The 23,506-nt window shown below is 65.0% G+C and carries 27 protein-coding genes, 1 tRNA gene, 3 pseudogenes and 1 riboswitch; of the genes and pseudogenes, 15 read left to right on the forward strand and 16 right to left on the reverse strand.

Translation table 11 applies throughout. The annotated features are described in order from the left end of the window. Positions 1–39 precede the first annotated feature (39 nt). Together WS70_RS15205 and WS70_RS15210 are read right to left on the reverse strand one after the other, a co-directional pair. Complete coding sequence (locus WS70_RS15205) at positions 40–447, reverse strand: GFA family protein (RefSeq protein WP_059470427.1); 408 nt, start codon at positions 445–447, stop codon at positions 40–42. A 733-nt stretch (positions 448–1,180) separates the two neighbouring features. Then, on the reverse strand, positions 1,181–1,972 hold the full coding sequence (locus WS70_RS15210) for an IclR family transcriptional regulator (protein ID WP_059597305.1): 792 nt from the start codon (positions 1,970–1,972) through the stop codon (positions 1,181–1,183). 76 nt (positions 1,973–2,048) lie between these two features. On the opposite strand from WS70_RS15210, the gene WS70_RS15215 reads away from it, so the two are divergent. Next, positions 2,049–3,236 (forward strand): acyl-CoA dehydrogenase, encoded by a 1,188-nt coding sequence (locus tag WS70_RS15215; RefSeq protein WP_059470429.1) that lies wholly within the window; start codon positions 2,049–2,051, stop codon positions 3,234–3,236. 160 nt (positions 3,237–3,396) lie between these two features. Here the strand turns inward: WS70_RS15215 and WS70_RS15220 are convergent, their stop codons facing one another. Continuing rightward, positions 3,397–4,035 (reverse strand): peroxiredoxin, encoded by a 639-nt coding sequence (locus WS70_RS15220; RefSeq protein ID WP_059470430.1) that lies wholly within the window; start codon positions 4,033–4,035, stop codon positions 3,397–3,399. 327 nt (positions 4,036–4,362) lie between these two features. Between WS70_RS15220 and WS70_RS15225 the strand changes: the two genes are divergently transcribed. From WS70_RS15225 to WS70_RS15235, 3 genes are all read left to right on the forward strand, one after another. Further along, the gene (locus WS70_RS15225) at positions 4,363–4,665 is read left to right on the forward strand and encodes an ElaB/YgaM/YqjD family protein (protein ID WP_010106028.1); all 303 of its coding nucleotides are present in this window, start codon (positions 4,363–4,365) and stop codon (positions 4,663–4,665) included. Positions 4,666–4,782: 117 nt separating this feature from the next. After that, the gene (locus tag WS70_RS15230; protein ID WP_059470431.1) at positions 4,783–5,172 is read left to right on the forward strand and encodes a phage holin family protein; all 390 of its coding nucleotides are present in this window, start codon (positions 4,783–4,785) and stop codon (positions 5,170–5,172) included. 103 nt (positions 5,173–5,275) lie between these two features. Then, on the forward strand, positions 5,276–5,683 hold the full coding sequence (locus WS70_RS15235; RefSeq protein WP_162498964.1) for a DUF3318 domain-containing protein: 408 nt from the start codon (positions 5,276–5,278) through the stop codon (positions 5,681–5,683). Positions 5,684–5,735: 52 nt separating this feature from the next. Here the strand turns inward: WS70_RS15235 and WS70_RS15240 are convergent, their stop codons facing one another. From WS70_RS15240 to glyA, 7 genes are all read right to left on the reverse strand, one after another. After that, positions 5,736–6,137: a type IV pilin protein gene (locus WS70_RS15240; RefSeq protein WP_418230159.1), complete on the reverse strand. Its 402-nt coding sequence runs from the start codon at positions 6,135–6,137 to the stop codon at positions 5,736–5,738. Positions 6,138–6,212: 75 nt separating this feature from the next. Continuing rightward, on the reverse strand, positions 6,213–6,713 hold the full coding sequence (locus WS70_RS15245) for a pilus assembly protein (RefSeq protein WP_059470459.1): 501 nt from the start codon (positions 6,711–6,713) through the stop codon (positions 6,213–6,215). A gap of 92 nt (positions 6,714–6,805) precedes the next feature. Further along, positions 6,806–7,591 carry a PilW family protein gene (locus WS70_RS15250; protein WP_059470433.1) on the reverse strand — a complete coding sequence of 262 codons (786 nt, stop codon included), beginning with the start codon at positions 7,589–7,591 and terminating at the stop codon, positions 6,806–6,808. After that, on the reverse strand, positions 7,588–7,998 hold the full coding sequence (locus WS70_RS15255) for a hypothetical protein (protein WP_082716058.1): 411 nt from the start codon (positions 7,996–7,998) through the stop codon (positions 7,588–7,590). The genes WS70_RS15250 and WS70_RS15255 overlap by 4 nt, the downstream gene beginning before the upstream one ends. Continuing rightward, on the reverse strand, positions 7,995–8,555 hold the full coding sequence (locus WS70_RS15260; RefSeq protein ID WP_059470435.1) for a GspH/FimT family protein: 561 nt from the start codon (positions 8,553–8,555) through the stop codon (positions 7,995–7,997). Before WS70_RS15260 ends, WS70_RS15255 begins: the two co-directional genes overlap by 4 nt. A 183-nt stretch (positions 8,556–8,738) precedes the next feature. Continuing rightward, positions 8,739–9,218, reverse strand: a complete 480-nt coding sequence (gene nrdR / locus WS70_RS15265; protein ID WP_059470436.1) for a transcriptional regulator NrdR — start codon at positions 9,216–9,218, stop codon at positions 8,739–8,741. Between the two features lie 6 nt (positions 9,219–9,224). Continuing rightward, positions 9,225–10,472 (reverse strand): serine hydroxymethyltransferase, encoded by a 1,248-nt coding sequence (glyA, locus tag WS70_RS15270; protein WP_059597307.1) that lies wholly within the window; start codon positions 10,470–10,472, stop codon positions 9,225–9,227. A 142-nt stretch (positions 10,473–10,614) separates the two neighbouring features. Further along, positions 10,615–10,716, reverse strand: a riboswitch (ZMP/ZTP riboswitch). A gap of 207 nt (positions 10,717–10,923) precedes the next feature. On the opposite strand from glyA, the gene WS70_RS15280 reads away from it, so the two are divergent. The 9 genes from WS70_RS15280 (at position 10,924) to WS70_RS15320 (ending at position 17,444) form a co-directional block, all read left to right on the forward strand. After that, positions 10,924–11,670 carry an SDR family NAD(P)-dependent oxidoreductase gene (locus WS70_RS15280; protein WP_059597308.1) on the forward strand — a complete coding sequence of 249 codons (747 nt, stop codon included), beginning with the start codon at positions 10,924–10,926 and terminating at the stop codon, positions 11,668–11,670. Positions 11,671–11,770: 100 nt separating this feature from the next. Next, the gene (gene ybgC, locus WS70_RS15285) at positions 11,771–12,253 is read left to right on the forward strand and encodes a tol-pal system-associated acyl-CoA thioesterase (RefSeq protein WP_059470439.1); all 483 of its coding nucleotides are present in this window, start codon (positions 11,771–11,773) and stop codon (positions 12,251–12,253) included. Between the two features lie 190 nt (positions 12,254–12,443). Then, a complete protein-coding gene (gene tolQ / locus WS70_RS15290; protein ID WP_059470440.1) occupies positions 12,444–13,121 on the forward strand; it encodes a protein TolQ in 678 nt (225 codons plus the stop codon). Positions 13,122–13,131: 10 nt separating this feature from the next. Then, positions 13,132–13,581: a protein TolR gene (gene tolR / locus WS70_RS15295; RefSeq protein WP_059470441.1), complete on the forward strand. Its 450-nt coding sequence runs from the start codon at positions 13,132–13,134 to the stop codon at positions 13,579–13,581. Beyond that, positions 13,578–14,588, forward strand: a complete 1,011-nt coding sequence (gene tolA, locus WS70_RS15300; protein WP_059597309.1) for a cell envelope integrity protein TolA — start codon at positions 13,578–13,580, stop codon at positions 14,586–14,588. Before tolR ends, tolA begins: the two co-directional genes overlap by 4 nt. Before the next feature lie 96 nt (positions 14,589–14,684). Further along, positions 14,685–15,986, forward strand: coding sequence for a Tol-Pal system beta propeller repeat protein TolB (tolB, locus tag WS70_RS15305; RefSeq protein WP_059470443.1), 1,302 nt, complete (start codon positions 14,685–14,687; stop codon positions 15,984–15,986). Positions 15,987–16,003: 17 nt separating this feature from the next. Next, a complete protein-coding gene (pal, locus tag WS70_RS15310) occupies positions 16,004–16,516 on the forward strand; it encodes a peptidoglycan-associated lipoprotein Pal (RefSeq protein WP_059470444.1) in 513 nt (170 codons plus the stop codon). Positions 16,517–16,535: 19 nt separating this feature from the next. After that, positions 16,536–17,285, forward strand: coding sequence for a tol-pal system protein YbgF (gene ybgF, locus WS70_RS15315; RefSeq protein ID WP_059470445.1), 750 nt, complete (start codon positions 16,536–16,538; stop codon positions 17,283–17,285). An 83-nt stretch (positions 17,286–17,368) separates the two neighbouring features. Next, positions 17,369–17,444, forward strand: a tRNA-Lys gene (locus WS70_RS15320). Between the two features lie 162 nt (positions 17,445–17,606). Here WS70_RS15320 and WS70_RS33840 read toward each other — a convergent pair. The 6 genes and pseudogenes from WS70_RS33840 to istA all read right to left on the reverse strand — a co-directional run bounded on the left by WS70_RS33840 (position 17,607) and on the right by istA (position 20,916). After that, the gene (locus WS70_RS33840) at positions 17,607–17,954 is read right to left on the reverse strand and encodes a hypothetical protein (RefSeq protein WP_418230140.1); all 348 of its coding nucleotides are present in this window, start codon (positions 17,952–17,954) and stop codon (positions 17,607–17,609) included. 40 nt (positions 17,955–17,994) lie between these two features. Then, positions 17,995–18,210 (reverse strand): hypothetical protein, encoded by a 216-nt coding sequence (locus WS70_RS32140; RefSeq protein ID WP_162498951.1) that lies wholly within the window; start codon positions 18,208–18,210, stop codon positions 17,995–17,997. Positions 18,211–18,215: 5 nt separating this feature from the next. Further along, positions 18,216–18,341: pseudogene (locus WS70_RS33845) on the reverse strand (phage terminase large subunit family protein); the annotation flags it as partial. A gap of 103 nt (positions 18,342–18,444) precedes the next feature. Continuing rightward, a complete protein-coding gene (locus WS70_RS15330; RefSeq protein WP_059472649.1) occupies positions 18,445–18,660 on the reverse strand; it encodes a hypothetical protein in 216 nt (71 codons plus the stop codon). Continuing rightward, positions 18,657–19,430, reverse strand: a complete 774-nt coding sequence (gene istB, locus WS70_RS15335) for an IS21-like element helper ATPase IstB (RefSeq protein WP_059596311.1) — start codon at positions 19,428–19,430, stop codon at positions 18,657–18,659. Before istB ends, WS70_RS15330 begins: the two co-directional genes overlap by 4 nt. Continuing rightward, the gene (gene istA / locus WS70_RS15340) at positions 19,417–20,916 is read right to left on the reverse strand and encodes an IS21 family transposase (protein ID WP_108033957.1); all 1,500 of its coding nucleotides are present in this window, start codon (positions 20,914–20,916) and stop codon (positions 19,417–19,419) included. The genes istB and istA overlap by 14 nt, the downstream gene beginning before the upstream one ends. 1,165 nt (positions 20,917–22,081) lie before the next feature. On the opposite strand from istA, the pseudogene WS70_RS15350 reads away from it, so the two are divergent. Continuing rightward, positions 22,082–22,339: pseudogene (locus WS70_RS15350) on the forward strand (transposase); the annotation flags it as partial. A 139-nt stretch (positions 22,340–22,478) separates the two neighbouring features. Beyond that, positions 22,479–22,824, forward strand: a pseudogene (locus tag WS70_RS15360) (phage virion morphogenesis family protein); the annotation flags it as partial. Positions 22,825–23,506: the final 682 nt, after the last annotated feature.

Consider the following 23,506-nt stretch of genomic DNA (forward strand, 5'->3'; position numbering starts at 1 on the left):
TCGCCTCGGCGCCCCTGGCCGCGCCCGCGCTACGTCAGGTCAGTCGCCGCCGTCGCCGAACACCGGCAGATCGCCCGCCACGTCGAGACCGGGGATGCGGCTCGCGTACCACGTGTGCGCTTTCGGCCGGATCGCCGACGGATCGTCGAGCGTCGCGTAATTGACCTCGACTGTCGCAGGCGCATTCGACAGCCGGTATTCGAGCTGCGCGCCGCACTGCGGGCAGAAGCGCCGCTCACCCCATGCACTCGACGCGTACACGCGCGGCTCGCCCTTCACATACTCGAACGCGCCGATCGGCACCGTTGCCCACGCGAGCACGGCGGCGCCCGTCGTCCGCTGGCACAGCCTGCAATGGCAGAAACCCGCGTGGGTGGGCACGCCGACGAGCCGGTAACGAATCGCGCCGCACGCGCACCCGCCTTCCAACAATTCCGAGCCCGACATCGTGGACCTCCTGTTCACGTTGCGCATGGATGCCGCAGTGGGAAGCAATGTCTACGATACAACCGATTACGGTCGACTGCTGCATTGCATTGCAGCGTGGAGCGGGGCATCGGATTGCGCTGGGTTGGAGCGATCGTGTTGGATCTTATGTGCTGGATCGCGTGTGCTGAGTTGCGTTTGCCGGGTTGCATGCGCCGATTGGCGTGTGCCGAGGCGGGTGCAGGGCTGCGCGTGTCGGGCTGCGTGCGCCGGATTGCGAGCGGCAAGCCGCAGCGTTGCCCGTGAGCCGCCGTCACACGACCGTCCGCAAAGCGAAGGGGCCACGTCGGATCGAGACGTTCACGCGCGCGACGCCGACACGCGCTGCAAGACGCGGCCGCGCCCGCAAGCGACACGGCGCGCCGCTCGCGCGAGCGGCCCCTTGCGGCATCGACAATATCCGCCCGCGCCGCCACGGCCGGCACGTCGAATTTCACGCGTCGGACGACGAAGATGAGCGCGACGCTAAACGGCAGCACTCGCCGCACGCTACGCGCCGGCAACTTGCACCGGCAACTGTGCCGACGTCGCCGCCGATTCACGCGGTTGCCGGCTCGGCACCGTGCTATTGCCGATCGCACGGGCTACTTGCTACTTGCGACCGGCAACAGCAACAAACCACCGGCGAAAGCCGCAACGCCGAACGATGAACAGCCACCCGCCGCCGCTCGCGCATGACCGCCGGCATGCCGGCCTACGCCGGCTGCCCGAGCCGCCGTGCGAGGGCCTTGAGCTTCGGGCCGATCTTGTTGCGAAACACGTCCTCGCCCATCGACGACGCGGGCCCGCTGCAGCTGAGAATCAGCCAGCGCCCCTCGCGCGGCTCGCGAAACGGCACCGCGATCGCATTCACGTCCTCGTGCCAGTCGCGAAACGAATAGCAGCAGCCGTCAGCGGCGAATTCCTCGACCGCGCGCTCCGCCGCCGCGACGAGCGCGGCGCCCGCCCGCCCCTTCCCCGCTGTCTTGCGCAGCTCCGCGAATAACGCCGCGCGCACATCCGGTGGCTGCACGGCGAGATACGCGCGCCCCATCGAGCTCGTCAGCATCGACAGCCGCGACCCGGACGCAAGCCCGAGCGTCAGCGCCGTCTCGCTGCGGATCGTCTCCAGGTAGATCATGTCGAGACCGTCGCGGCAGCCGAGCGACACCGCCGCGCCGATCTCGCGCGCGAGCGCCTGCATGTGCGGCCGCGCGAGCGCGAGCGTGTCGGAGCCCGCGAGCAGCGCATAGCCGAGCGACAGCACGCCTGCGTCGAGCGCGTACTTGCCGAGCGCGTCGTCGTAGCGCAGATAGCCAAGCACGGTAAGCGTGTACGCGAGCCGGTTGACAGTCGCCTTCGGCAGCCCGGTGCGCTCGACGAAGTCGCGATTGCCGAGCATCGTCTCGCCGGGCCGGAACGCGCGCAGCAAATCGAGCCCCCGTGCGAGGGCGACGACGAACTTGCGTTCGTCGAGCGTGTCGGCGTCGATGGTCGAAAAATTCATGTGGTGATACACTGGGTTCAATTTGCAAAACATTGTTCCGCATAGCGGAACCATAGTCAAGTGAGGAGATGACGCGATGGCTGCCGCAACCTTTCATTGGGACGATCCGCTGCTGCTCGACCAGCAGCTCGCCGACGACGAGCGCATGGTGCGCGACGCCGCGAACGCTTACGCGCTGGGCAAGCTCGCGCCGCGCGTGACGCAGGCGTTCCGCCACGAAACCACCGACACGACGATCTTCCGCGAAATGGGCGAGCTCGGCCTCCTCGGCCCGACGATCCCCGAGCAGTACGGCGGCCCAGGCCTCGGCTACGTGAGCTACGGGCTCATCGCGCGCGAGGTCGAACGCGTCGATTCGGGCTATCGGTCGATGATGTCGGTGCAGTCGTCGCTCGTGATGGTGCCGATCTTCGAGTTCGGCTCCGACGCACAGAAGGAGAAATACCTGCCGAGGCTCGCGACGGGCGAATGGATCGGCTGCTTCGGCCTGACCGAGCCGAATCACGGCTCCGATCCGGGCAGCATGGTCACGCGCGCGAAGAAGGTGCCGGGCGGCTACTCGCTGTCGGGTTCGAAGATGTGGATCACGAATTCACCGATCGCCGACGTGTTCGTCGTCTGGGCGAAGCTCGACGAGGACGGCCGCGACGAGATCCGCGGCTTCATCCTCGAGAAGGGCTGGAAAGGTCTGTCGGCGCCGGCGATCCACGGCAAGGTGGGCCTGCGCGCGTCGATCACGGGCGAGATCGTGCTCGACGACGTGTTCGTGCCCGAAGAGAACATCATGCCGGACGTGAAAGGCCTGCGCGGGCCGTTCACGTGCCTGAACTCGGCGCGCTACGGCATCGCGTGGGGCGCGCTCGGCGCGGCCGAGTCGTGCTGGCACACCGCGCGCCAGTACGTGCTCGACCGCAAGCAATTCGGCCGTCCGCTCGCCGCCAACCAGCTGATCCAGAAGAAGCTCGCCGACATGCAGACCGAGATCACGCTCGGCCTGCAAGGCGTGCTGCGGCTCGGCCGGATGAAGGACGAAGGCACGGCGGCCGTCGAGATCACGTCGATCATGAAGCGCAATTCGTGCGGCAAGGCGCTCGACATCGCCCGCCTCGCCCGCGACATGCTGGGCGGCAACGGCATCTCGGACGAATTCGGCGTCGCGCGTCACCTCGTGAATCTCGAAGTGGTGAACACGTACGAAGGCACGCACGACATCCACGCGCTGATCCTTGGCCGCGCGCAGACGGGGATTCAGGCGTTCTTCTGATGCGATATCCGCGCCGCCGCGGCCTGCGCGCGACGCACGGCCGCGGGGCCACGACTGCGCAGCCCCGACGCAGCCACAAACGAAAAAGCCCCGGCGCGACCGCCGGGGCTTTTTCGTCATATGATAGCCGCGCCGCGAAGCCGCGCGGCGCGCACGCCGCTCACTTGTTCGGCTGCGGCGTCAAACGCAGGTACGGACGCACCGCGTTGAAGCCCTTCGGGAAGCGCTGCTTCAGCTCTTCCGGATCCTGCAGCGACGGCACGATCACGACGTCGTCGCCGTCCTTCCAGTTGCCGGGCGTCGCGACCTTGTAGTTGTCGGTCAATTGCAGCGAATCGATGACGCGCAGCACTTCGTCGAAATTGCGGCCGGTGCTCGCCGGATAGGTGATGACGAGACGCACCTTCTTGTTCGGATCGATCACGAACAGCGAACGCACGGTCAGCGTCTCGTTCGCATTCGGATGGATCATGTCGTACAGCTCGGAGACCTTGCGGTCGCCGTCGGCGATGATCGGAAAACCGACGCTCGTCGCTTGCGTCTCGTTGATGTCGTCGATCCAGCCCTTGTGCGACTCGACGCTGTCAACCGACAGCGCGATCACCTTCACGTTGCGCTTCTCGAATTCGCCCTTGAGCTTCGCGGTCAGGCCGAGCTCCGTCGTGCAGACGGGCGTGTAGTCGGCCGGATGCGAGAACAGGACGCCCCAACTGTTGCCGAGCCATTCATGGAATTTGATGCGGCCGAGGCTCGAATCCTGTTCGAAATCCGGCGCGATGTCGCCAAGACGTAGACTCATGTTGCAGCTCCTTGAACTTGCATGGGTTGGGTGCCCGAGCGCACGGTACGCAAGGGCAAGTTTTCAGCTTAAGTGATACGGCAGCCTGTGCGAACGATTATTCCGTCAGATATTCATGCCTTTTTATCATTTTCGCCGGGTGTGATTTGACAATCCTGGAAACTTTTTCGTTCCGGATCGGCTCTCTATTGTCATTGCAAGTCGTTTACCATGCTACTCAAGCGCGATCTTGCGCCACCTGCGCGCCGGGCCGCCGCGCTCGCCCGCGGGCACGGGTTTCGCTACGATGTTCGTAGGACAACCCGCTTCGGCAAGAAGGGAGTCGCAATGTCTGAAGTCAACAAGGAGAAACTGATGTCGGATATCAAAACTGTTCTCGCGGACGCGGAAGATCTGCTGAAACAGGCCGCGAGCACCACGGGCGACCGTGCGACCGAGCTGCGCGAGAAGGCGCTCTCGCGCCTGAAGCAGGCGAAGGAGAAAGCGGCCGACGTTCAGGTGGTCGTGGTCGAGAAAGGCAAGAAGGCAGCACGCGCCACCGACGACTACGTGCACGAGCATCCGTGGACGTCGATCGGCGTCGCGGCCGGCGTCGGCGTGCTGATCGGCCTCTTGATCAACCGCAAGTAACGCGGCACGCCGCCGCGAGAGACAGCCCCCGGCCCGCTCGCATCCGCGCGACGGCCGGGACCACGCGCACCGGCCCGTCGCGGCGCCGGCCGCTCTCCGCGCGCAAGCGCCTCATCCATGACGACAGAAACCTCATCGCACCAGTCCGCGCACGGTCCGCTGCGCCGCCTGCTCGGCTCCGCGTTCGCGCTCCTGCAGACCCGGCTGGAACTCGTCGGCATCGAGCTCGCCGAGGAGAAGGAACGCCTGATGGGCGTGCTCTTTCTCGGACTCGCCGCGATGATGCTCGCGACGATGGCGCTCATCAGCCTCACGGTGCTCGTCGCCATCGCATTCTGGGACACCTACCGCTGGCAGTCGCTCGCCGCCATCACCGCGCTCTATGCGCTCGGCGCGCTCGCCTGCGGGCTGAAGGCGCGCTCGGGCTTGCGCGACGCGCCCGTCGTATTCGAAGCGACGCTGAACGAACTGGAAAAGGACCGCGAGCTATTCCGCGGCAAGCCATGAACGCGCGGCCGCGTTCCTCCTCTTCTCGCCAACCTCCCGTCGACGCGCCATGAGTTACTCCGCATCGGAACAACGATTCCGTACCGCTTCGCAGAAGCGGCACATGAGCGCGACCCAGTACCGCGCACTGCGCAAGGAAATGCTGATCCTGCGCTCCGACATCGAGCGCCTGGAGCTCGCGCAGGCGGGCACCGAGCTGCGCCAGTCCGTCACGCATTTCAGATGGCTGAAGCTCCTCGTGCCAGGAGTGTCGGGCGGGTCGCTCGGCAAGTCGGCGAGGAGCGTGAACGCAACGCTCGGCACGCTCGTCAGCCAGTATCCGCTGTTGAGCTCGCTCGCGTCCGCCGTGCTCGCGAAGCCCATACGGGCGCTGCTGCGCGCGAGCGCGCGCCCTGCGCTCAAATGGGGGGCCGTCGGCTTCGCGGTGTGGGAGGCCTATCAGATATGGAAGCAGGCAAAGAGCAGCGATGACGCGTCCGACGCGCGGGCGCGGCACGATGAGCAGGCGTGAAGGCGGGTAATACAGGTAATGGCTGTTGACCAGCCCGCTGGCCGACGCATGCCTACCCCGTTCGCCAACACACGTCGGCATTCGGCGTGTGCCCATTGCGGGCGGCGCTTCCGGCCTCGCGATTCTCGCGCGTGCCGTCCGCATGCAGCACATACACGCCGCAGTTGTCGTCCCGCATCGCGCCATCGACGGTCGGGCTTGCCTCCAGTGCGTATCCGCCGTGCGCGTCGTCGAACATGATCCGCAACGCATAGACGACCGTGCCGGAATCGGGCGCTCGGCTCATCTCTTCCGGTAATGCGGCAGGCGGCATCTCACCGAATGCTTCGACGTACTGCGCGGCGCGATACAGTGCAGCCATCGCGCTCAACCGATACCCTCGTTCGACATGGCCCCGGTACGACGGCACCGCAAACGCCGCAAGCACGCCCACGATCGCAAGCGCAACGAGCACTTCGATCAACGTGAAACCTCGCCGATTCGGATTGCGTTCAGTTTCAGTGCATGACACCGCCGCTTCCCCCTTCATCTATGTCGGCCGCCCCACGGCCCGGCGCCAGCGGCGCTCGACGCCTCCTCGCTCGACGGCAATCTGCAGTTGCAGCCACTCGACCGTATCCTTCGTCGCACCCACGCCGCGTGCCGTCACGAGGTAGGCACGTGCGTCGGGGCGCGCCGGCAGCTTCCACGCTTCGATCACGCAGCTCGGCCCTTGTGCCGCGCCCGGCCATCCGGCATACGGCCTGAACGCGCCGCCGCCGTCGAACACGCCCGGTTGCCGCCAACCGGCCGGCTCGCGCGCCGACGCCGCGGTGCCCGCCACGGCGTCGGACGCCGCGCCGCTCAGCAATGCATCGGCACAGGCTTCGAGTGCGGCATCCGCTGCACGAAACGCGACCGATCGGCTCGCTACGTTCGTCATGCGCCGCATCTCCGTCGTCGCGATCTCGAACCACGCGGACGACATCACGATCAGTGAGGCCGTTACGGCAAGCACGCCCGGCAGCGCGACGCCGGGCGAACCGGGCATCGTCCGCTCGCGTCGCCGCATCACTTTGCGCAGCGCCGGACGCTTTCGGACTATCCGCGCTCGATCCGCTTCCAACACGGCTGCCCGACGCGTCATACGCGCTCCCGATTGCGAACCGCGACATACCGTCGCAGCACAAGCCGCGCGCGAGTATCCGCGCCGCTCGTCATTCGCCCTTCGCAGTCGACGTAGCGCACTGGGCGCCCCGTCCGCATGCCTCGCACTTGCACGCAAACTGCCACGGCGGCGACGCTCGCCCAGTCCAATGCGGACAACGCCGACGCATCGCTCCACTGCACGGCTCCGCGCAGCCTATAGCGCAAGCGCACGCGCTCGACGCCTTCGACGAGAGGCTGCGCAATGCCAGGTCTGCCGCTGCCTTCGCAATACAGCTCCGGCTCGCCCGTCGACGCACTGACGCGAGCGTAATAGCGATTGACGATCCGCGGCTGCGCGTCGGCCGCGCCGACGCCCTGCCCGAGGCAATCCGTCGCCTGTCCGCTGGTCGTCGGCCACGTGGAAACGCCATCGCCGACGTAGCGGACGACGAGTCCGTCGGAACCGCTCGCCAGCGGATCGCATGCCAGTTGCACGTCGGCTCCGACGGGTCGTCCCGCTGTACAACCGAACAGACCCGGCGCTGAGGGCGCATCGTGCGCGTCGAGAGGAACGAAGCCTGCGATCTGGATTTGCTGCGTGATCAGCGCGAGCGACGCCTGCGCCGCGTCGCGCAAGCGCGCGGCATCGGCCGCCGCCGAATAGGCCGCCCGCTGTACGCGATAGAGCGAGATCGCGGCAAGCAGGATCAGCAAGCCGAGCGCCATGGCGATCATCACCTCGATCAGCGTGTGCGCGCGCCAGTGTATCGCTCGCGTCATCGGCCGTCCGTTATCGCATACGCGAGCGTCACGCATTGCTTGTCGCCGTCACGCGCAGCCAAGATGGCGCCTTCGCAGCGCGACGGGCTCGCAACGGCCGCCCCGACCTGTTCCCATTCGATACGCACGGTCGAAATGCCCGCGTCTCCGCCCGTCACGACGAGCTTTCCGTGACGCAACCCGGACATCGACGCGTTCCAATCAACGCCTACCGGCCCGCCAGCGTGCGCCATCTCGGCCCACGAATCTGCGGCGAGCAGCGCCTGCTCGCGCGTCGCAGCATCGCGCTCGCCTCGTATCGTCGCGAGCAATGCGGCGATCACGCCGAGCGCTGCGACCGCGAGCAGCGCACATGCGACCGCCGTCTCCAGCAACGAGCTCCCTCGTATCGACCGAACGCGCATCATGTCGACGCCCCGCAGCCGCCTTCGACGAAACGCAAGCGGCCACCCGCCGCGATCCGCAGGCAACGTCGCCAGCGCTCGCCGTGCCACGCATCGGACGCGTCGTTCGGCGCGAATTCGAAACTTCGGAAGCCGCCGATCACCTGACCTGCTGGCGGCGTAAACACCACGTCGCCGCCCGCGCCCGTCACGGCCACTTGCGCATCGCGCGCAACGCGTCGCAACACTCGCGTACCGCGGTCGCCGTCTGCGACGACCACCGCCCAGCCGCATGACCAGTCGGTCGCGCCGCCTTCACAGGGCCGCCCTGCGACGATGCATCTGGCGGCCGCGTCGCTGCGGCACAGCGTCACGCGCGCGCCGAGTCTGGCAGCCTCCCCACGTGCATACGCCAGCGATGCTCCGAACACGCGCGCGCGCGCGTCGACCCGATCGCGCATTCGTGCGCCTGAGAGCGTCGGCGCGGCCAGCGTCGCGGCAAGCGCGACCAGCGCGAGCGCGACCATCAATTCGACGAGCATGAAGCCCGCCATCGCTTGCCTGCCGCACTCGGTTCGCATCGCCGATCTCCGTGACCTGATGCGCCGACTCTACCGGGGCGGACGAACGCGCACCATCAGCCGAACGGCCGAATCGCACGCAGCAGCCGAACGCACGACAATCGCCCAGGCGAGCACGAGCACCGCGCTACGCGGGAGAAACGAATGGAATATGAAACGAAACGGGAAACGAAATGCGCAAGCTCAGCGCTTGCGCGGCGGCTTCGCGGGCACCGCGCGGCGGAACTCTTCGATCACGTCCGCGAATTCGGACACGTCTTCGAACCGGCGGTAAACGGACGCGAAACGCACGTAGGCGATCGTGTCGAGCTGGCGCAGCTCGTTCATCACGAGTTCGCCGAGCTTTTCGCTGCGGACTTCACGCTCGCCGGATGCGAGCAACTGATATTCGATGCGGGCGACCGCCGCATCGATCGCATCGGCCGCAACCGGGCGCTTGCGGAGCGCCAGTTGCATGCTCGCGACGATCTTGCGGCGGTCGAATTCGGTGCGGCTGCCGTCCTTCTTCACGACGGCCGGCAACGCCAGCTCGACCCGCTCGTACGTCGTGAAACGCTTGTCGCAGGCCGAACAGCGGCGGCGCCGGCGGATTGCGGCGCCGTCTTCCGACACGCGCGAATCCACCACTTGCGTATCGTCGTGTCGGCAGAACGGGCAGCGCATGGCCGATCAGCGATAGACCGGGAAGCGCTTCGTCAGCTCGGCGACCTGTGCGCGCACGCGCTCGATCGTCGCCGCGTCTTCCGGATTCTCGAGCACGTCGGCAATCAGGTTGCCGACGAATTCGGCTTCCGGCAGGCCGAAGCCGCGCGTCGTCATTGCCGGCGAACCGAGACGGATGCCGCTCGTCACGAACGGCTTTTCCGGATCGTTCGGGATCGCGTTCTTGTTGACGGTGATGTGCGCATTGCCGAGCGCCGCTTCCGCCGCCTTGCCGGTGATGTTCTTCGCGCGCAGGTCGACGAGCATCACGTGACTCTCGGTACGGCCTGACACGATGCGCAGACCGCGCTTGACGAGCGTCTCGGCCAGCACGCGCGCGTTCTCGACGACCTTCTGCTGGTATTCCTTGAATTCTGGCGACAGCGCTTCCTTGAACGCAACCGCCTTCGCGGCGATCACGTGCATCAGCGGGCCGCCCTGGATGCCCGGGAAGATCGCCGAGTTGATCGGCTTCTCGTATTCGGCCTTCATCAGGATCACGCCGCCGCGCGGGCCGCGCAGGCTCTTGTGCGTCGTCGTCGTGACGAAATCGGCGTGCGGCACCGGGTTCGGATAGACGCCCGCGGCGATGAGGCCCGCGTAGTGCGCCATATCGACCATCAGGTACGCGCCGACCGCCTTCGCGATCTTCGCGAGACGCTCGAAATCGATCTTCAGTGCGAACGCCGACGCGCCCGCGACAATCAGCTTCGGCTTGTGCTCGTGCGCGAGCTTCTCGGCGGCTTCGTAATCGATGTCTTCGTTTTCGTCCAGGCCGTAGCTGACGACGTTGAACCACTTGCCCGACATGTTGACGGGCGAGCCGTGCGTCAGGTGGCCGCCGTGCGCGAGGCTCATGCCCATGATCGTGTCGCCCGGCTTCAGCATCGCGAAGAACACGCCCTGGTTCGCCTGCGAACCCGAGTTCGGCTGCACGTTCGCGGCTTCGGCGCCGAACAGTTCCTTGACGCGGTCGATCGCGAGTTGTTCGACGATGTCGACATACTCGCAGCCGCCGTAATAGCGCTTGCCCGGATAGCCTTCCGCGTATTTGTTCGTGAGCTGCGAGCCTTGCGCCGCCATAACGGCCGGGCTCGTGTAGTTTTCCGACGCGATCAGCTCGATATGCTCTTCCTGACGGACATTTTCTTGCTGGATCGCTTGCCAGATCTCGGGATCGACGTTCGCAATGGTGCTTTGGGCTCTGTCAAACATACGGTTTCCGTTAAGTGTGTACAGGTTGACCGAAGTGGCCGAGTGCGTCGCGCAGCCGGCGGCGCAGCCGGCTCGACGTGGCGGAGGATTCCGTGGAACGCGAGGCAGGACAGCCACCGGCAATGCACGCAACGTGGCGCACAACGGCTGCCCAGGCGAACGGCAAAAGCGACGCCCTGCGCTTCACGGTGGGACGCTCCACCTTTGACCCCGAAAGGTCTTATCGCCAGTCACGCAGGGGATATTGAGCGCGTTAGTGTATTGGATGCGCGATGAATAGGCAACCGCGCCCGGAGCCCGCCGCATATTAAGGGCCAAATCTATCGACACCACCGGCGCAGGCATCCACCGCAGATATCGGAAGCGCGCGCCGCCGCGCCTTGCCGCACCGCCGCAATGCCAGTAGGCTAGCGAGTTCTCTCCAGCAAGCATCGTTTAAGGAGCAGCAGCAATGATCGTGTTCGTCACCGGCGCGTCGGCAGGTTTCGGCGCCGCCATCGCCCGTGTCTTCGTGAAAGGCGGCCACCGCGTCGTCGCCACCGCGCGCCGCAAGGACCGCCTCGACGCACTTGCCGCCGAACTCGGCAGCGCCTTGTTGCCGATCGAGCTCGACGTGCGCGACCGCACGGCCGTCGAGACCGTGCCGGCCGCACTGCCCGCGGAATTTGCCGCTATCGACGTGCTCGTCAACAACGCGGGCCTCGCGCTCGGCGTCGAGCCGGCGCACAAGGCGAACCTCGACGAGTGGCAAACGATGATCGACACCAACTGCTCGGGGCTCGTCACGATCACGCGCACGCTGCTGCCCGGCATGGTCGAGCGCGGCCGCGGCCACGTCTTCAACCTCGGCTCCGTCGCGGGCAGCTACCCGTACCCGGGCGGCAACGTCTACGGCGCGACCAAGGCGTTCGTGCGCCAGTTCAGCCTGAACCTGCGCGCGGACCTCGTTGGCACGCCGCTGCGCGTCACCGACATCGAGCCGGGCCTCTGCGGCGGCACCGAATTCTCGAACGTGCGCTACCGCGGCGACGACGCGAAGGCGGCGGGCGTCTACGCGAACGTCCAGCCGCTCACCGCCGGGGACATCGCCGACACGATCTACTGGATCGCCACCCGCCCCGCGCACGTGAACATCAACACGATCGAGATGATGCCCGTCGCGCAGGCGCCCGCCGGACTGACCGTCCACCGCGGCTGAGCGTGCCGCCGCCGAGCCGCCCGCACGGCTCGACAGGTGGCCCGGCAAAGGCAACATTCCGTTACGAATCAGGGGAATCGGGGTCGTCCGTTCCGGTAGAATGCGCGCCATGACTGAACCCAGCCGACAGCTCGACGCGGCGCCCGATTTCGCGTGGCCGGTCCGCGTGTACTACGAAGATACCGACGCCGGCGGCGTCGTCTACTACGCGAACTACCTGAGGTTCTTCGAGCGCGCGCGCACCGAGTGGCTGCGCGCGTGCGGGATAGACCAGAGCCGGGTTGCCGACGAGACGGGCGCGATCTTCATCGTCCGCCGCGCGGAGCTCGATTACCGCGCACCCGCGCGGCTCGACGACGCGCTGGAAATCGTCTGCAGAATCGCCCGCCTCGGCCGCGCGACGGTGGAATTCGAACAACAGGCGCGGCGAGGCGGTACGCTGCTCGTCGCGGCCGACGTCCGGATCGGCTGCGTCGACCGCTCGGCGTTCAAGCCGACCGCGATCCCGCCCTCCGTCCTCGCCGCGCTCGAGCGCGGACCGGCCACGACCGGCCGGCGAGCCGTGTCAACGGCGTACGCATGAGTGCCGTTTAGACAGAGCCGATGAACTCGACCCCATGATCCGCCACTAAGCAAGGTTCGGCGGAAAGCTTCCGGCGGTCGCCGCCAGAGCGTGCGGCGCTCGGCCGAACGCCCGCCGGACGCCGCCGGAGCGCGCCGGCCGGGCACATCCCCTGGCCAGGCCACCCCGAAGGGACGTTACACAAACCTCTATGAACACTTCTCAAGACCTGTCGATCATTTCCCTTGTCCTCAATGCGAGCGTGCTCGCCCAGGCGGTAATGGGGCTCCTTCTCATCCTGTCGCTGATGTCGTGGACGTTCATCTTCCGCAAATGGTTCGCGATCCGCCGCGCCCGCGCGCAAACCGAGCGCTTCGAGCGCGACTTCTGGTCGGGCGGCGACCTGCAGGCGCTGTACCAGAGCGCCGCTAACAATCGCCACACGATCGGCGCGCTCGAACGGATCTTCGAGTCGGGAATGCGTGAATTTCTGAAGGCGAAGGAAAAACGTCTGAACGATCCGGCGCTGCTTCTCGATGGCGCGCGCCGCGCAATGCGCGCATCATTCCAGCGTGAGATGGACGTCCTCGAATCGAATCTGTCGTTTCTCGCGTCCGTCGGCTCGGTGAGCCCGTATATCGGTCTGTTCGGCACGGTCTGGGGAATCATGAACTCGTTCCGCGGCCTCGCGAACGTCCAGCAGGCGACGCTCGCAAACGTCGCGCCGGGCATCGCCGAAGCGCTCGTCGCGACCGCGATCGGCCTGTTCGCCGCGATCCCTGCCGTCGTCGCATACAACCGCTACGCGCACGACATCGACCGTCTCGCGATCCGCTTCGAAACGTTCATCGAAGAGTTCTCGAACATCCTGCAGCGCCAGGCGCAATAAGGAGCACGCGATGGCCGGCACCCCCATTCGTTCCAGCATGCGCGGCGGCCGCTCGCGCCGCTCGATGGCCGACATCAATGTCGTGCCCTACATCGACGTGATGCTCGTGCTGCTCGTCATCTTCATGGTGACGGCGCCGCTCGTCGCGCCGTCGATCGTCAATCTGCCGACTGTCGGCAACGCCGCACCGCAGGAGCAGACGCCGCCCGTAGTCGTCAACATCCAGGCCGACGGCAAGATCAGTGTCCGCTACAAGGGGGACTCGGGCGCGTCGCAGGAAGACACGATGACGAAGGCCGAGCTCGACAGCTTCATCGCGGCGCGCCAGGCCGACCACCCGGATCAGCCGGTCGTGATCGCGGCCGACAAGACGGTTCAATATGACTCAGTAATGACCGTGATGTCCGATCTGAAGGCGCGCGGCGTGAAGCGCGTCGGTCTCCTCGTCAAATCGCAATGAAGCCTCGCCAGTCGCGCACCGCCGCCTATCCGCCTCGGCCGCCGCGCGAGCGCGGCACAGGACGCGCGTTCCTGCTTGCCGCGCTGATGCACGTGCTGCTCGCGCTCTTCCTGTACCACGGCGTTCATTGGCAGAACAGCACGCCGGCAGGCGCGGAGGCCGAGCTGTGGACGTCGGTGCCGGACACGTCGACGCCGCAGCCGGTGCCGACGCCGCCCGTGAAAGCGGCCCCTCCCCCGCCGCCCGTCAAGAATGAGGAGGCGGACATCGCGCTGCAACAGAAGCGGCGCGAGCAGCAAGCCGCGGCCGCTCGCGAGGCGCAGCTCGAAGAGCAGCGCCGGCAGCAGCAGTTGAAGGCGCAGCAACTCGCCGCGCAGCAGGCCGCCCAGCTCGCCGCGCAAAAAGCCGCCGAGCGCGAAAAGCAGAAGCAGGCCGAGAAGCTCAAGCAGCAGCTCGCGGAGCAGCAGCACAAACTCGAACAGCAGAAGCTCGAGCAACAAAAGCTCGAACAGCAGAAGAAACAGGAACAGCTCGCCGCTCAGAAGAAGGCCAACGCCGAAAAGGCCGAGAAAGCGGCCAAGGCCGCTGCGGCCGCCAAGGCGAACGCCGCCGCGAATGCGAAGCTCGACAAGGAACGCCAGGCCCGCCTCGCGCAACTGCAGGGGATCGCAGGCGGCGGCTCGGGCAGCAGCGAAGGGCTCGCCAAGAGCGGCACGGGCACGGGCTCGGGCGGCAACGCGGCGTCGCCGGGCTACGCCGACAAAGTCCGTCGGCGCGTGAAGCCGAACATCGTGTGGGCGGGTGAGCGCGACAGCCTCGTGACCGTCGTCGCGATCCGCTGCACGCCGTCGGGCGACGTGCTGAGCACGTCGATCCGCCGGTCGAGCGGCAATTCGGGGTGGGATCAGACGGTGATCAGCGCGATCCAGGCATCGGTGCCGTTGCCGCCCGATACCAACGGCCGTACCCCGCCCGAGATTACGATTACCTTCAAGGCGGCGGAATGAGCGCATTTGCGCTTACACTCCCGCCGTCGCACCGGGAACGAATCGGGTATTTTTGAGTCTCTGCCGTTGCGCAGCGTACATACGGGAACAAGAAGCATGAGTTTGATGACGAAGCTAGGTTTCAGGGCACTCGTGGCCTCGTGTCTGATTGCCGTGGGCGGCGCCGCCCACGCGCAGGTGAACGTACTGATCACGGGCGTCGGCTCCACCCAGTTTCCGATCGCCACCGCGAATTTCGTCAATGAAGCGAGCCTGCCCCAGCAGGTCACGTCGGTCGTGCGCGGCGACCTCGCGAGAAGCGGCAAGTTCTCCAACGTCGACGCGGGCAGCACGCCCGTGCCGGAGACGGCGTCGGTCGATTTCGGCGCGTGGAAGGCGAAAGGCGCGAACGCGTTCGTCGCGGGCAGCGTGAACCGCGAGCCCAACGGCCAATACAAGGTCAACTTCATCCTCTACGACACCGTCAAGCAGCAAAGCCTGGGCGGCCTGTCGCTCACGACGTCGAACGACAACGAGGGGATGCGCAAGACCGGTCACAAGATCGCCGACTACATCTACCAGAAGCTGCTCGGCGTGCGCGGCGTCTTCAACACGCGCCTGTCGTATGTGCAGCGCACGGGCAATGTGTACAAGCTGCTGATCTCCGATTCGGACGGCCAGAACGCAATTCCCGCGCTGACGAGCAAGGAGCCGATCATTTCGCCCGCATGGTCGCCGAGCGGAACGAAGGTTGCGTACGTGTCGTTCGAGCTGAAGAAGCCGGTCGTGTACATCCACGATCTGCCGACGGGCCGCCGCTACGTGATTTCGAATCAGAAAGGCAACAACAGCGCGCCCGCATGGTCGCCCGACGGCCAGACGCTCTCCGTCGCGCTGTCGCTCACGGGCAATACGCAGATTTATTCCGTCAGTTCGACGGGCACCGGGCTGCGTCGCCTCACGCGCAGCAGCTCGATCGACACCGAACCGTTCTACTCCCCTGACGGCAAGTGGATCTATTTCACGAGCGATCGAGGCGGTGCGCCGCAAATCTACCGGATGCCAGCCGAAGGCGAGAGCGCCGGCGCCGCTCAGCGCGTAACGTTTACCGGCAGCTACAATACGAGTCCGCGCATCAGCCCGGACGGCAAGCTGCTCGCGTACATCTCGCGCACGGGCGGGGGCTTCAAGCTGTATGTTCAGGATCTGCAAACGGGTGCGGCAAACGCCGTCACCAACACGACGCGCGACGAATCGCCGAGCTTCGCGGCGAACGGTCAGTACATTCTGTACGCTACGCAATCGGGGGGCCGCGGCGTGCTGGCTGCCGTTCCGTCCGACGGCAGCGCGCCGCCGCAGATCCTGTCCGTTCAGGGCGGCGCGATTCGCGAGCCGTCCTGGGGGCCCTTCATGCAATGACCACAAGGAGAGTAACCATGATGTCGAAGAAACTTCGTCTGGCGTTCGCAGTGTTGATGATCGGTGCGCTCGCCGCATGTAAGTCGGGCGTGAAGCTCGACGAGCATGCGAACCAGGGCGGCGCGGTCGGCACGCAGCCGAATCCCGAAAACGTCGCGCAAGTGACAGTCGATCCGCTGAACGACCCGAACAGCCCGCTCGCGAAGCGCAGCGTCTACTTCGATTTCGACAGCTACTCGGTGCAGGATCAATACCAGGCGCTGCTGCAGCAACACGCGCAGTACTTGAAGAGCCATCCGCAGCGCCACATCCTGATCCAGGGCAACACCGACGAACGCGGCACGAGCGAGTACAACCTCGCGCTCGGTCAGAAGCGTGCGGAAGCCGTGCGGCGCGCGCTGTCGTTGCTCGGCGTCACGGATTCGCAAATGGAAGCCGTGAGCCTCGGCAAGGAAAAGCCGGTCGCGCTCGGCCACGACGAAGCGTCGTGGGCGCAGAACCGCCGCGCGGATCTCGTCTATCAACAGTAAGTAACGGAAGAATCGCTGTATGACGCACCGTTTTTTCTGGCTACGCACGGCCGCCGCGCTGTGCGTGGCAGGTGCGGCCCTCGCGGCCGCGCCGGCGCACGCGGGCCTCTTCGATGACGACGAGGCGCGCCGTGCAGTGCTCGACTTGCGCAGCAAGTCCGACAGCCTGTCGAACCAGCTCGCCGCCGCTCAGCGGACGATCCTCGACCAGACCAGCCGCCTCGACCAGCTCAACCAGCAGGTCGCGACGCTGCGTGGCGAGAACGAGGATCTGACGAATCGTCTGACGACGCTCGAGCGTCAGCAGAAGGAGTACTACACCGATCTCGATGCGCGTCTCAAGAAGTTCGAGCCGCAGAAGACGACGGTGGACGGCGTCGAAGGCACGGTGCAGCCGGGTGAAACGGACGCGTTCAACGCGGCGTCGCAGCAGTTCCGCAACGGCAACTTCAAGGGTGCCGCGGCTTCGTTCCGCGCGTTCATCGCGAAGTATCCGCAAAGCCCGTATCAGCCGACCGCGCAATACTGGCTCGGCAACGCGCAGTACGCGCTGCGCGACTACAAGGGGTCGACGGCGACATGGCAAGGCCTCGTGAAAAGCTATCCGCAGCATCCTCGTGCGGCGGATGCGCTGATCGCGATAGGCACGAACCAGCTCGAGCAAGGCCAGAAGGCGGCCGCGAAGAAGACGTTCGAGCAGGTCGTGTCGCAGTTCCCCGGCTCGAATGCGGCGGAAACGGCGCAGAGCAAGCTGGACGCGATCAAGTAACGGCGAACGGCACGACTCATCGACGGGTGATAAGGCTACAGGTTGACAAGCCCGCCGAGCGGTCGATATAATTTTCCCTCTTTGGGTCGTTAGCTCAGCTGGTAGAGCAGCGGACTTTTAATCCGTTGGTCACTGGTTCGAATCCAGTACGGCCTACCAAAGAATTCAAGGACTTAGCAGCGATGCTAGGTCCTTTTTTCTTTTTCCAGTCCTTCGATATTAGACAGCCTCTAATTGTAACGTCGCGTGCGATTTGTTCCTTGTTAGCGCTGAAATTGACACAGCCCTGGATGCACAATTCGCACGCGATTTGTCACAAGCTTACAGCCCGAGTTGTTCCAGCTCACCGGGGTGCTTTCGTCGATATTCAGCGTAGTACTTCATGCTGCCAGCAAGGCTCAGATGGTGATAATCGCGGTACCGATAGATTGACAGCCCGTCGAAATCGAGGCGGCACGTTCCCGCTGCGCAGGGCGATAGGTGTGGATGATATTTGGATCGGGGAAGCGAGCCTGAAGACGCGCCTGCATCGCCGCAATTGGGGCATGCTGGTCGACTGCGATCTTGCGATCGAATTCGCAAACGCGTCCGCGGGTACGGAAACAGCAGCCCGTTGTAGAGCGCGCAATTCACCATGTTCTCCGGGATCATTGGCACGTCGTCGAGCATCACAACGCGCTTTCCCGCCGCTTGCAGCCTTTCTATCGTATTACCGTTCCCGTTCGAGCTGCCCAGGCATGAACCCGTGCAGCGTCGGCTTGACGTTCGGTCCGACGCTTTCGTTCAGATAGTTTTGCCACGCGGCAGACATGATGACCGTTCGGACGCCCTGCTCCGCCAATGCATACGTCATCACCGCATTGTCGTGCTCGACGCATTGGCGATGCGTTTCCTCGAAAGCTGGGTCAGTTGCATGGGCCGACATCGTTTCGTCATCCTCTGCTTGATCGCCATGAACGACGCGGCCAGATCGACCCAGCCCGCGTCGAATTGCAGGCGGCCGTTGCGGATGACGGACTGGCCCTTGAGCACGAGGCGGGGTTTCACCTCGGGCGTGTTAGCGCCGGTGTAAAAGCGCCGTTAAACGACGGCACAAGGTTGAGCGAAACAGTCAACGACAAAGGGGCCACGCGGGCCCCTTTGTTTTGAATGTCGCCGATCAGAACGGCGGGTCGTGCTCGGTGAGCGGCAGTTCACGTTGCCGACGATCGCCACGAAGGACACGCTGCATGTCGGGCAGATAGCGTGCGCAGATGAGTTCGCGCAAGTCGTCGAGCAGTTCGAACACGGCGAGCGCCTGCTCGGGCGTCCAGTCGTCGGGCACGACGAAGTTCAAGCCGCGCGTGAGGCCTGAGGGCAATGGCACGGCTGTCATGATGACTCGCCTCCTTTGGCCGATTTGCTCGGGCCACGCTGCCGGGCGCGCTTGTCGGCCCGCTCGCGGGCTTCCTTCAGGCGGTACGATTCGCCTTCGATCGAGATGACCTCGGCGAGATGCACAAGGCGATCGACGAGCGACACGACGCAGGCGGCGTTCGGGAACACTTCTGACCATTCTGCAAACGGTCGATTCGATGTCACGATGGTGCTGTTGTTCTGGTATCTCCGGCTGATCAACTCGAACAGCAGATCGGCGTGGCGATTCGAGTAGGAGAGATATCCGACCTCATCGATCACAAGGACGTCGGGCGCAGCATAGCGACGCAAGCGCCGGCGCAGCGTTGAATCGCTATCGAGCGCAGCCAGTTCGCCCAGCATATTGCCGGCGGTGGTGAACAGCACCGTGTGCCCATGCACGAGCGCCTGATGCGCGACGTTCTTCGCCAGCGTCGACTTGCCCACGCCGTTGGGGCCGATGAGCACGACGTTGGCGGCGTCCTTCATGAACCCGAGCGTCATCAGTTCTTCGATGGCACCGCGATCACACCGTGACGGCCAACCCCAGTCGAAGTCGCACAAGGCTTTGAAGCCGCCCAGATGTGATTCCTTGATGCGCCGCTCGAGCGAGCGACGGGCTCGCTCGTCTTCTTCCCACTGCACGAGCGGCGCGACCCACGGCTCCTGCGCAACCTCGGGCCAGTGGGCCAGCAGCCCGTGCAAACGCAATTCCTGCGCGCGTGTGCGCAATGATTCAAGCGAGCTCATCCGTGCCTCCGGCAAGTTGATCGTAGGTATCGAGCCGGTGGGGTTGGACCGGCGTGTCCTTCTGGCGTACGTGTGGCGGCAGACACACGGCAAGCGGTGGTGGCAGTTCAAGCGCTTCGCGGCGGCGCTCCAGCGCCAGGCGCACGGCGTTCGGGTGCGGCACGCCGCTTTGTAGCGCATCGCCGATCGCGGCCTGCAATTGCGCAGCGCCGTAGCGTTCGAGCAGCCGCAGCAGCGCCGCCGTGATGGTGCCCAGATTCGCATTGCGTTCAGCCGCGCGGCGCAGCAGATCCTGACTGGCGGGGGCAGCCTTGGCCAAGCGATCCATGCCGCGATGATGACGGGCCTCGCGTTTGACGCCGACCAGTGTCTCGATGTGAACGGGCTCTTCGATTTGCGCGCCGCGGTCGTAACTGCGAGCGTGGCGCGCAAGGATCTCGGCACCGTCCAGCACGCGTACCTGCTCGAGATCGGCCCGTACCGTGAGCGTGCGCCGCACGTGCGTGTGCGGGATCGAGTAGTCGTTCAGATCGAAGCGTACATAGGGCGTCTTGCCGACTTTGACGGCGAGCGTTTCCTCGACGGGATAGGGATTCTCCGGTAGCGCAAGCAGCGTAGGCTGCTCCTGGGCGAACGCCTGGCGCACACTGATCATGCGATCCTCCGGGCACGGGCGATCCGCCGCCTGCGTGCGGCACCAGTGTTCGGCTTGCGCATTCAGGTCATCCAGATCGGTGAACTGTCTGGCCGCGAAGAACGCGTCGCGGACGTGACGAATGGCGCGCTCCACGCGGCCCTTCTCGTTACCACGCGCGATGGCTACGGGTCTGGGTTCGAACCGATAGTGTGCGGCGAAGGCGAGCAGCGTCGGGTGGAAACGAATGGCGTCGCCCTGGCGTTCAAGGACGGCGCTCTTCAGGTTGTCGTAGAGGACGACCCTACCGAGGCCGCCCCAGCGCGTGAAGGCGCCGATATGGCCGCGCAGGAAGTTCTCCATACGCGCATCGAGGAAAAAGCGCAGATACAGCTCGCGCGAGTACGAGAGCACCATCACGAAGGCCATCAAGGGCCGGCGCGCACGGCCGATATGCAAGTGACCGAAGTGCCCCCAGTCGCATTGCATCTGTTCGCCGGGCAACGTGCGCAGCCGCAGGTACGCTTCGGCAGGCGGGCGTGGCCGGTGCAGAGAGATCAGATGTCGGAAGTGCGTGGGCCGGCCCTGATAGCCGCGCTCGCGCACCATGCCGTAAAGGCGGCTGGCGGTGAGCGTGGGATACTTCTCCAGCGTTTGGCGAATGAATGGCAGGTATGGCTCGATCATCGAAGGCCGCGGCGCCGGTCCATGACGCGGCAGACCAGCTTGTGCGAGCACCCGTTTGACGGTGCCGCGATGCACGTGCAATTGCTGCGCGATCGTGCCGCAGCGCCACTTCTCGACGTGGTAGAGCCGCAGGATATGGGCTTCGAGTTCAGCGTCAATCGTCACCTTTAGAGCCTCCTCGAACGGGCCAAGGCGCACGAATGGCGAACAGGCGCAGCCGCATCGATGGCAATGCGTTGTCGCCGGCGCCGATGCCGCGACACGACTGTGAGTGACAGCGGCGCGCATCGAGTCCGCTGGCAGTAGAGCACTGGGCCCCGTCGCAGGTGAACCGTGATGCGTCACTTTATTGTGTCGCGCTCGATAACGACGGGCGCGCTGCGCATGGGCAAGACGCCCGCGGCGAGAACTCTGGTAACGCTGAGCCGCTTCGCGCAAGCTCGCGCGCCGGGCCGCTTGCGCACAGCCGCCGGCGCAATAGATCTGGCCTCGATCGCAGCGGCGGCAAATGAACACCTGCGCCCGGCAGCGGGCGCACAGGAAGAAGCGGCCCGTGGGCAGCATCGGCGGTCCCCGTGGAACGCCGATGGCAGGTCGATATCGACAGGGTCCGCCCAGCCGTGGAATACTGCGGCTGCACGTGTCCCTGTGCTTGGCCCCGTGGCCCCGCACCTGTGTCCAGTGTGGCGCGACCCCGGGGTGAACTTGGCGGTTTGACCGGTGTCGCGCCGGTTGTTTCTTCGGCGGTGTGCCTTTCTACCGCAACCGATCCGCGCCGTCATCCCTCAACGCGCTTTGCGCGTCTGCACTCGCCCTACGGGCTCCCTCCGACGCGCAAAGCGTCAGGCATCCGCAGCGTCGCTACCCCGCAAACATCATCTTCCAAGCACGGCCACTTCAAACGCTCAATTCCAGAACGCCGTCGTTTAGTGTCGGATTTGGACCGGCGTTCACAGGGGTTTCACCTCGGGCGAGTAGTTCAGCGCGACCGCGGCCGGGAAGAACTTGCACACGAGCGGGTAGACGCCTTGCCCCATGCAGTCCATGCGCGAGCGTTCCCCCGTTCTTCCCTTACGAAGACGGGGACGGCACGTGGTCGCAACGTCCGTAGGGGCTGCGCCAGCCGCCTGAGCCCGACGAAGGGAAATCGCCGCGCTTTCGGCCCGGCAAACGCGATCCGGTCTGACCGTGTCCTTCGTGCGAGCCGTACCGCACCGAGCAACGGCATATCGCGCGGCGAATCTGCAGCGCCGTCGGCGCAGCGGCCGGCGCCATGAGCGGCGCCGCTGCCGTGCTATCCGGCGCCGAGATCGGCTCGGCCCTCGCTGTACGCATGATCCGCAAGCATTTCGACGGCATCGCCGCCTGCACGCAAACGCGTCAGACCAACAGTTTCCTGGAAGCGCTCAACGGCCTGTTTCAGGCCGCCAAGCGACGCGCGCGCGGTTACGCCAAACTTACCACCATGCGTACCGTGCTGTTCCCGATCGCCGGCAAGCTCGACTTCGCTTCGATCAACCTGCATGCCGCACACCCCACTCAAATTTCAACGGAGCCACGAATCGGGAAGAGCAACGCAACGGCATGACATTCATCGCAGATATTCTGTCGAGCAACGCGGCCGGCCTCGCGATTAAGGTGAAGCTTCCGGAAGCATCGTGGTCGGAACGGACGAAAACGGCGATCGGACAGTCGAGCATATCGACGGCGGCCGACGCGTGGCCGCCATGACGGACGATCTTCACACGCTCGAAAAATGGGCCGGCGCGCTGCTCGCCAAACTGTCGCCTGCCGCCCGCCATCCATCGCCGAACGAGCTCGGCCGCGATCTGCGTCGCCGCGCAGCAGAATCCGGACGAATCCGCGTATAAGCCGCGGAAAGTAAAGCGCGGCGGGAAACGCTCGCGCGACAAGGCTGGCCGCGTGGAGCACAAGAGGATGTTTCGGGAGCTGCGCACCACCCGCTATCTGCGAATCGGCGTCGACGACACGGGCCTCGCGATCGGTTTCGACGAGCGGCTGTCGCGCATCGCCCAGATCCGCCAGAAAGGCCTGAAAGCGCCCGTCGAGCCGCACGACATCTCATGCCGCATCAAGTGATTTCCCCGTGGCATGACGCCTCGGCAACGGCAAACGGAACGGGAACACGCGCGGCGGGTATACCTCGCAGTCGCACAGCGCGCCGGGGCTCGCCCACGCGAAGAATTCGCCTGACTGCACGATGCCGCGCCGTCGCGGCCGCGCTCGACCATACATCTTGCTCCATACCGCGATCCCACACAGGATCAGGCGGGCCGCCTGCCTGCCATCCGTGAGCGCCGGGTGCCGGCACTACCATTTCTCGCAGGAAATTTGGGCGGCCACGGAAATCGAATTCTAATTACAAAAAATAATAATCATCATGAAAAAATATAATATCCACCATCGAAAATAAAATGAAAAGCAGATCTACACTTCCTTTCAACAAGACAAAGCACGCATCATATCGACACCATTAAAAATACATTGCCTCAACCACAATACGGCCACCACTTAAAAAACCAATTCCAATCAACACCATATCACCCCGATCCGACGCAAAATATTAAATGCCAATTTAAAAAACAACCCGCCACTCCATCAATTCGACCAACCAAGAACAACAAAGAGAGTTCATTGGGATCACCACCCCATACGACAACCTCGCAGAGCATTTAATTCGCCCGGCATAACTTTCATGCAAACCGAGGGGCGCTTTAAAATTCTGCATAAATTT

It is taken from the genome of Burkholderia mayonis (assembly GCF_001523745.2).
In the GTDB taxonomy this organism is placed as follows: Bacteria; Pseudomonadota; Gammaproteobacteria; order Burkholderiales; family Burkholderiaceae; genus Burkholderia; species Burkholderia mayonis.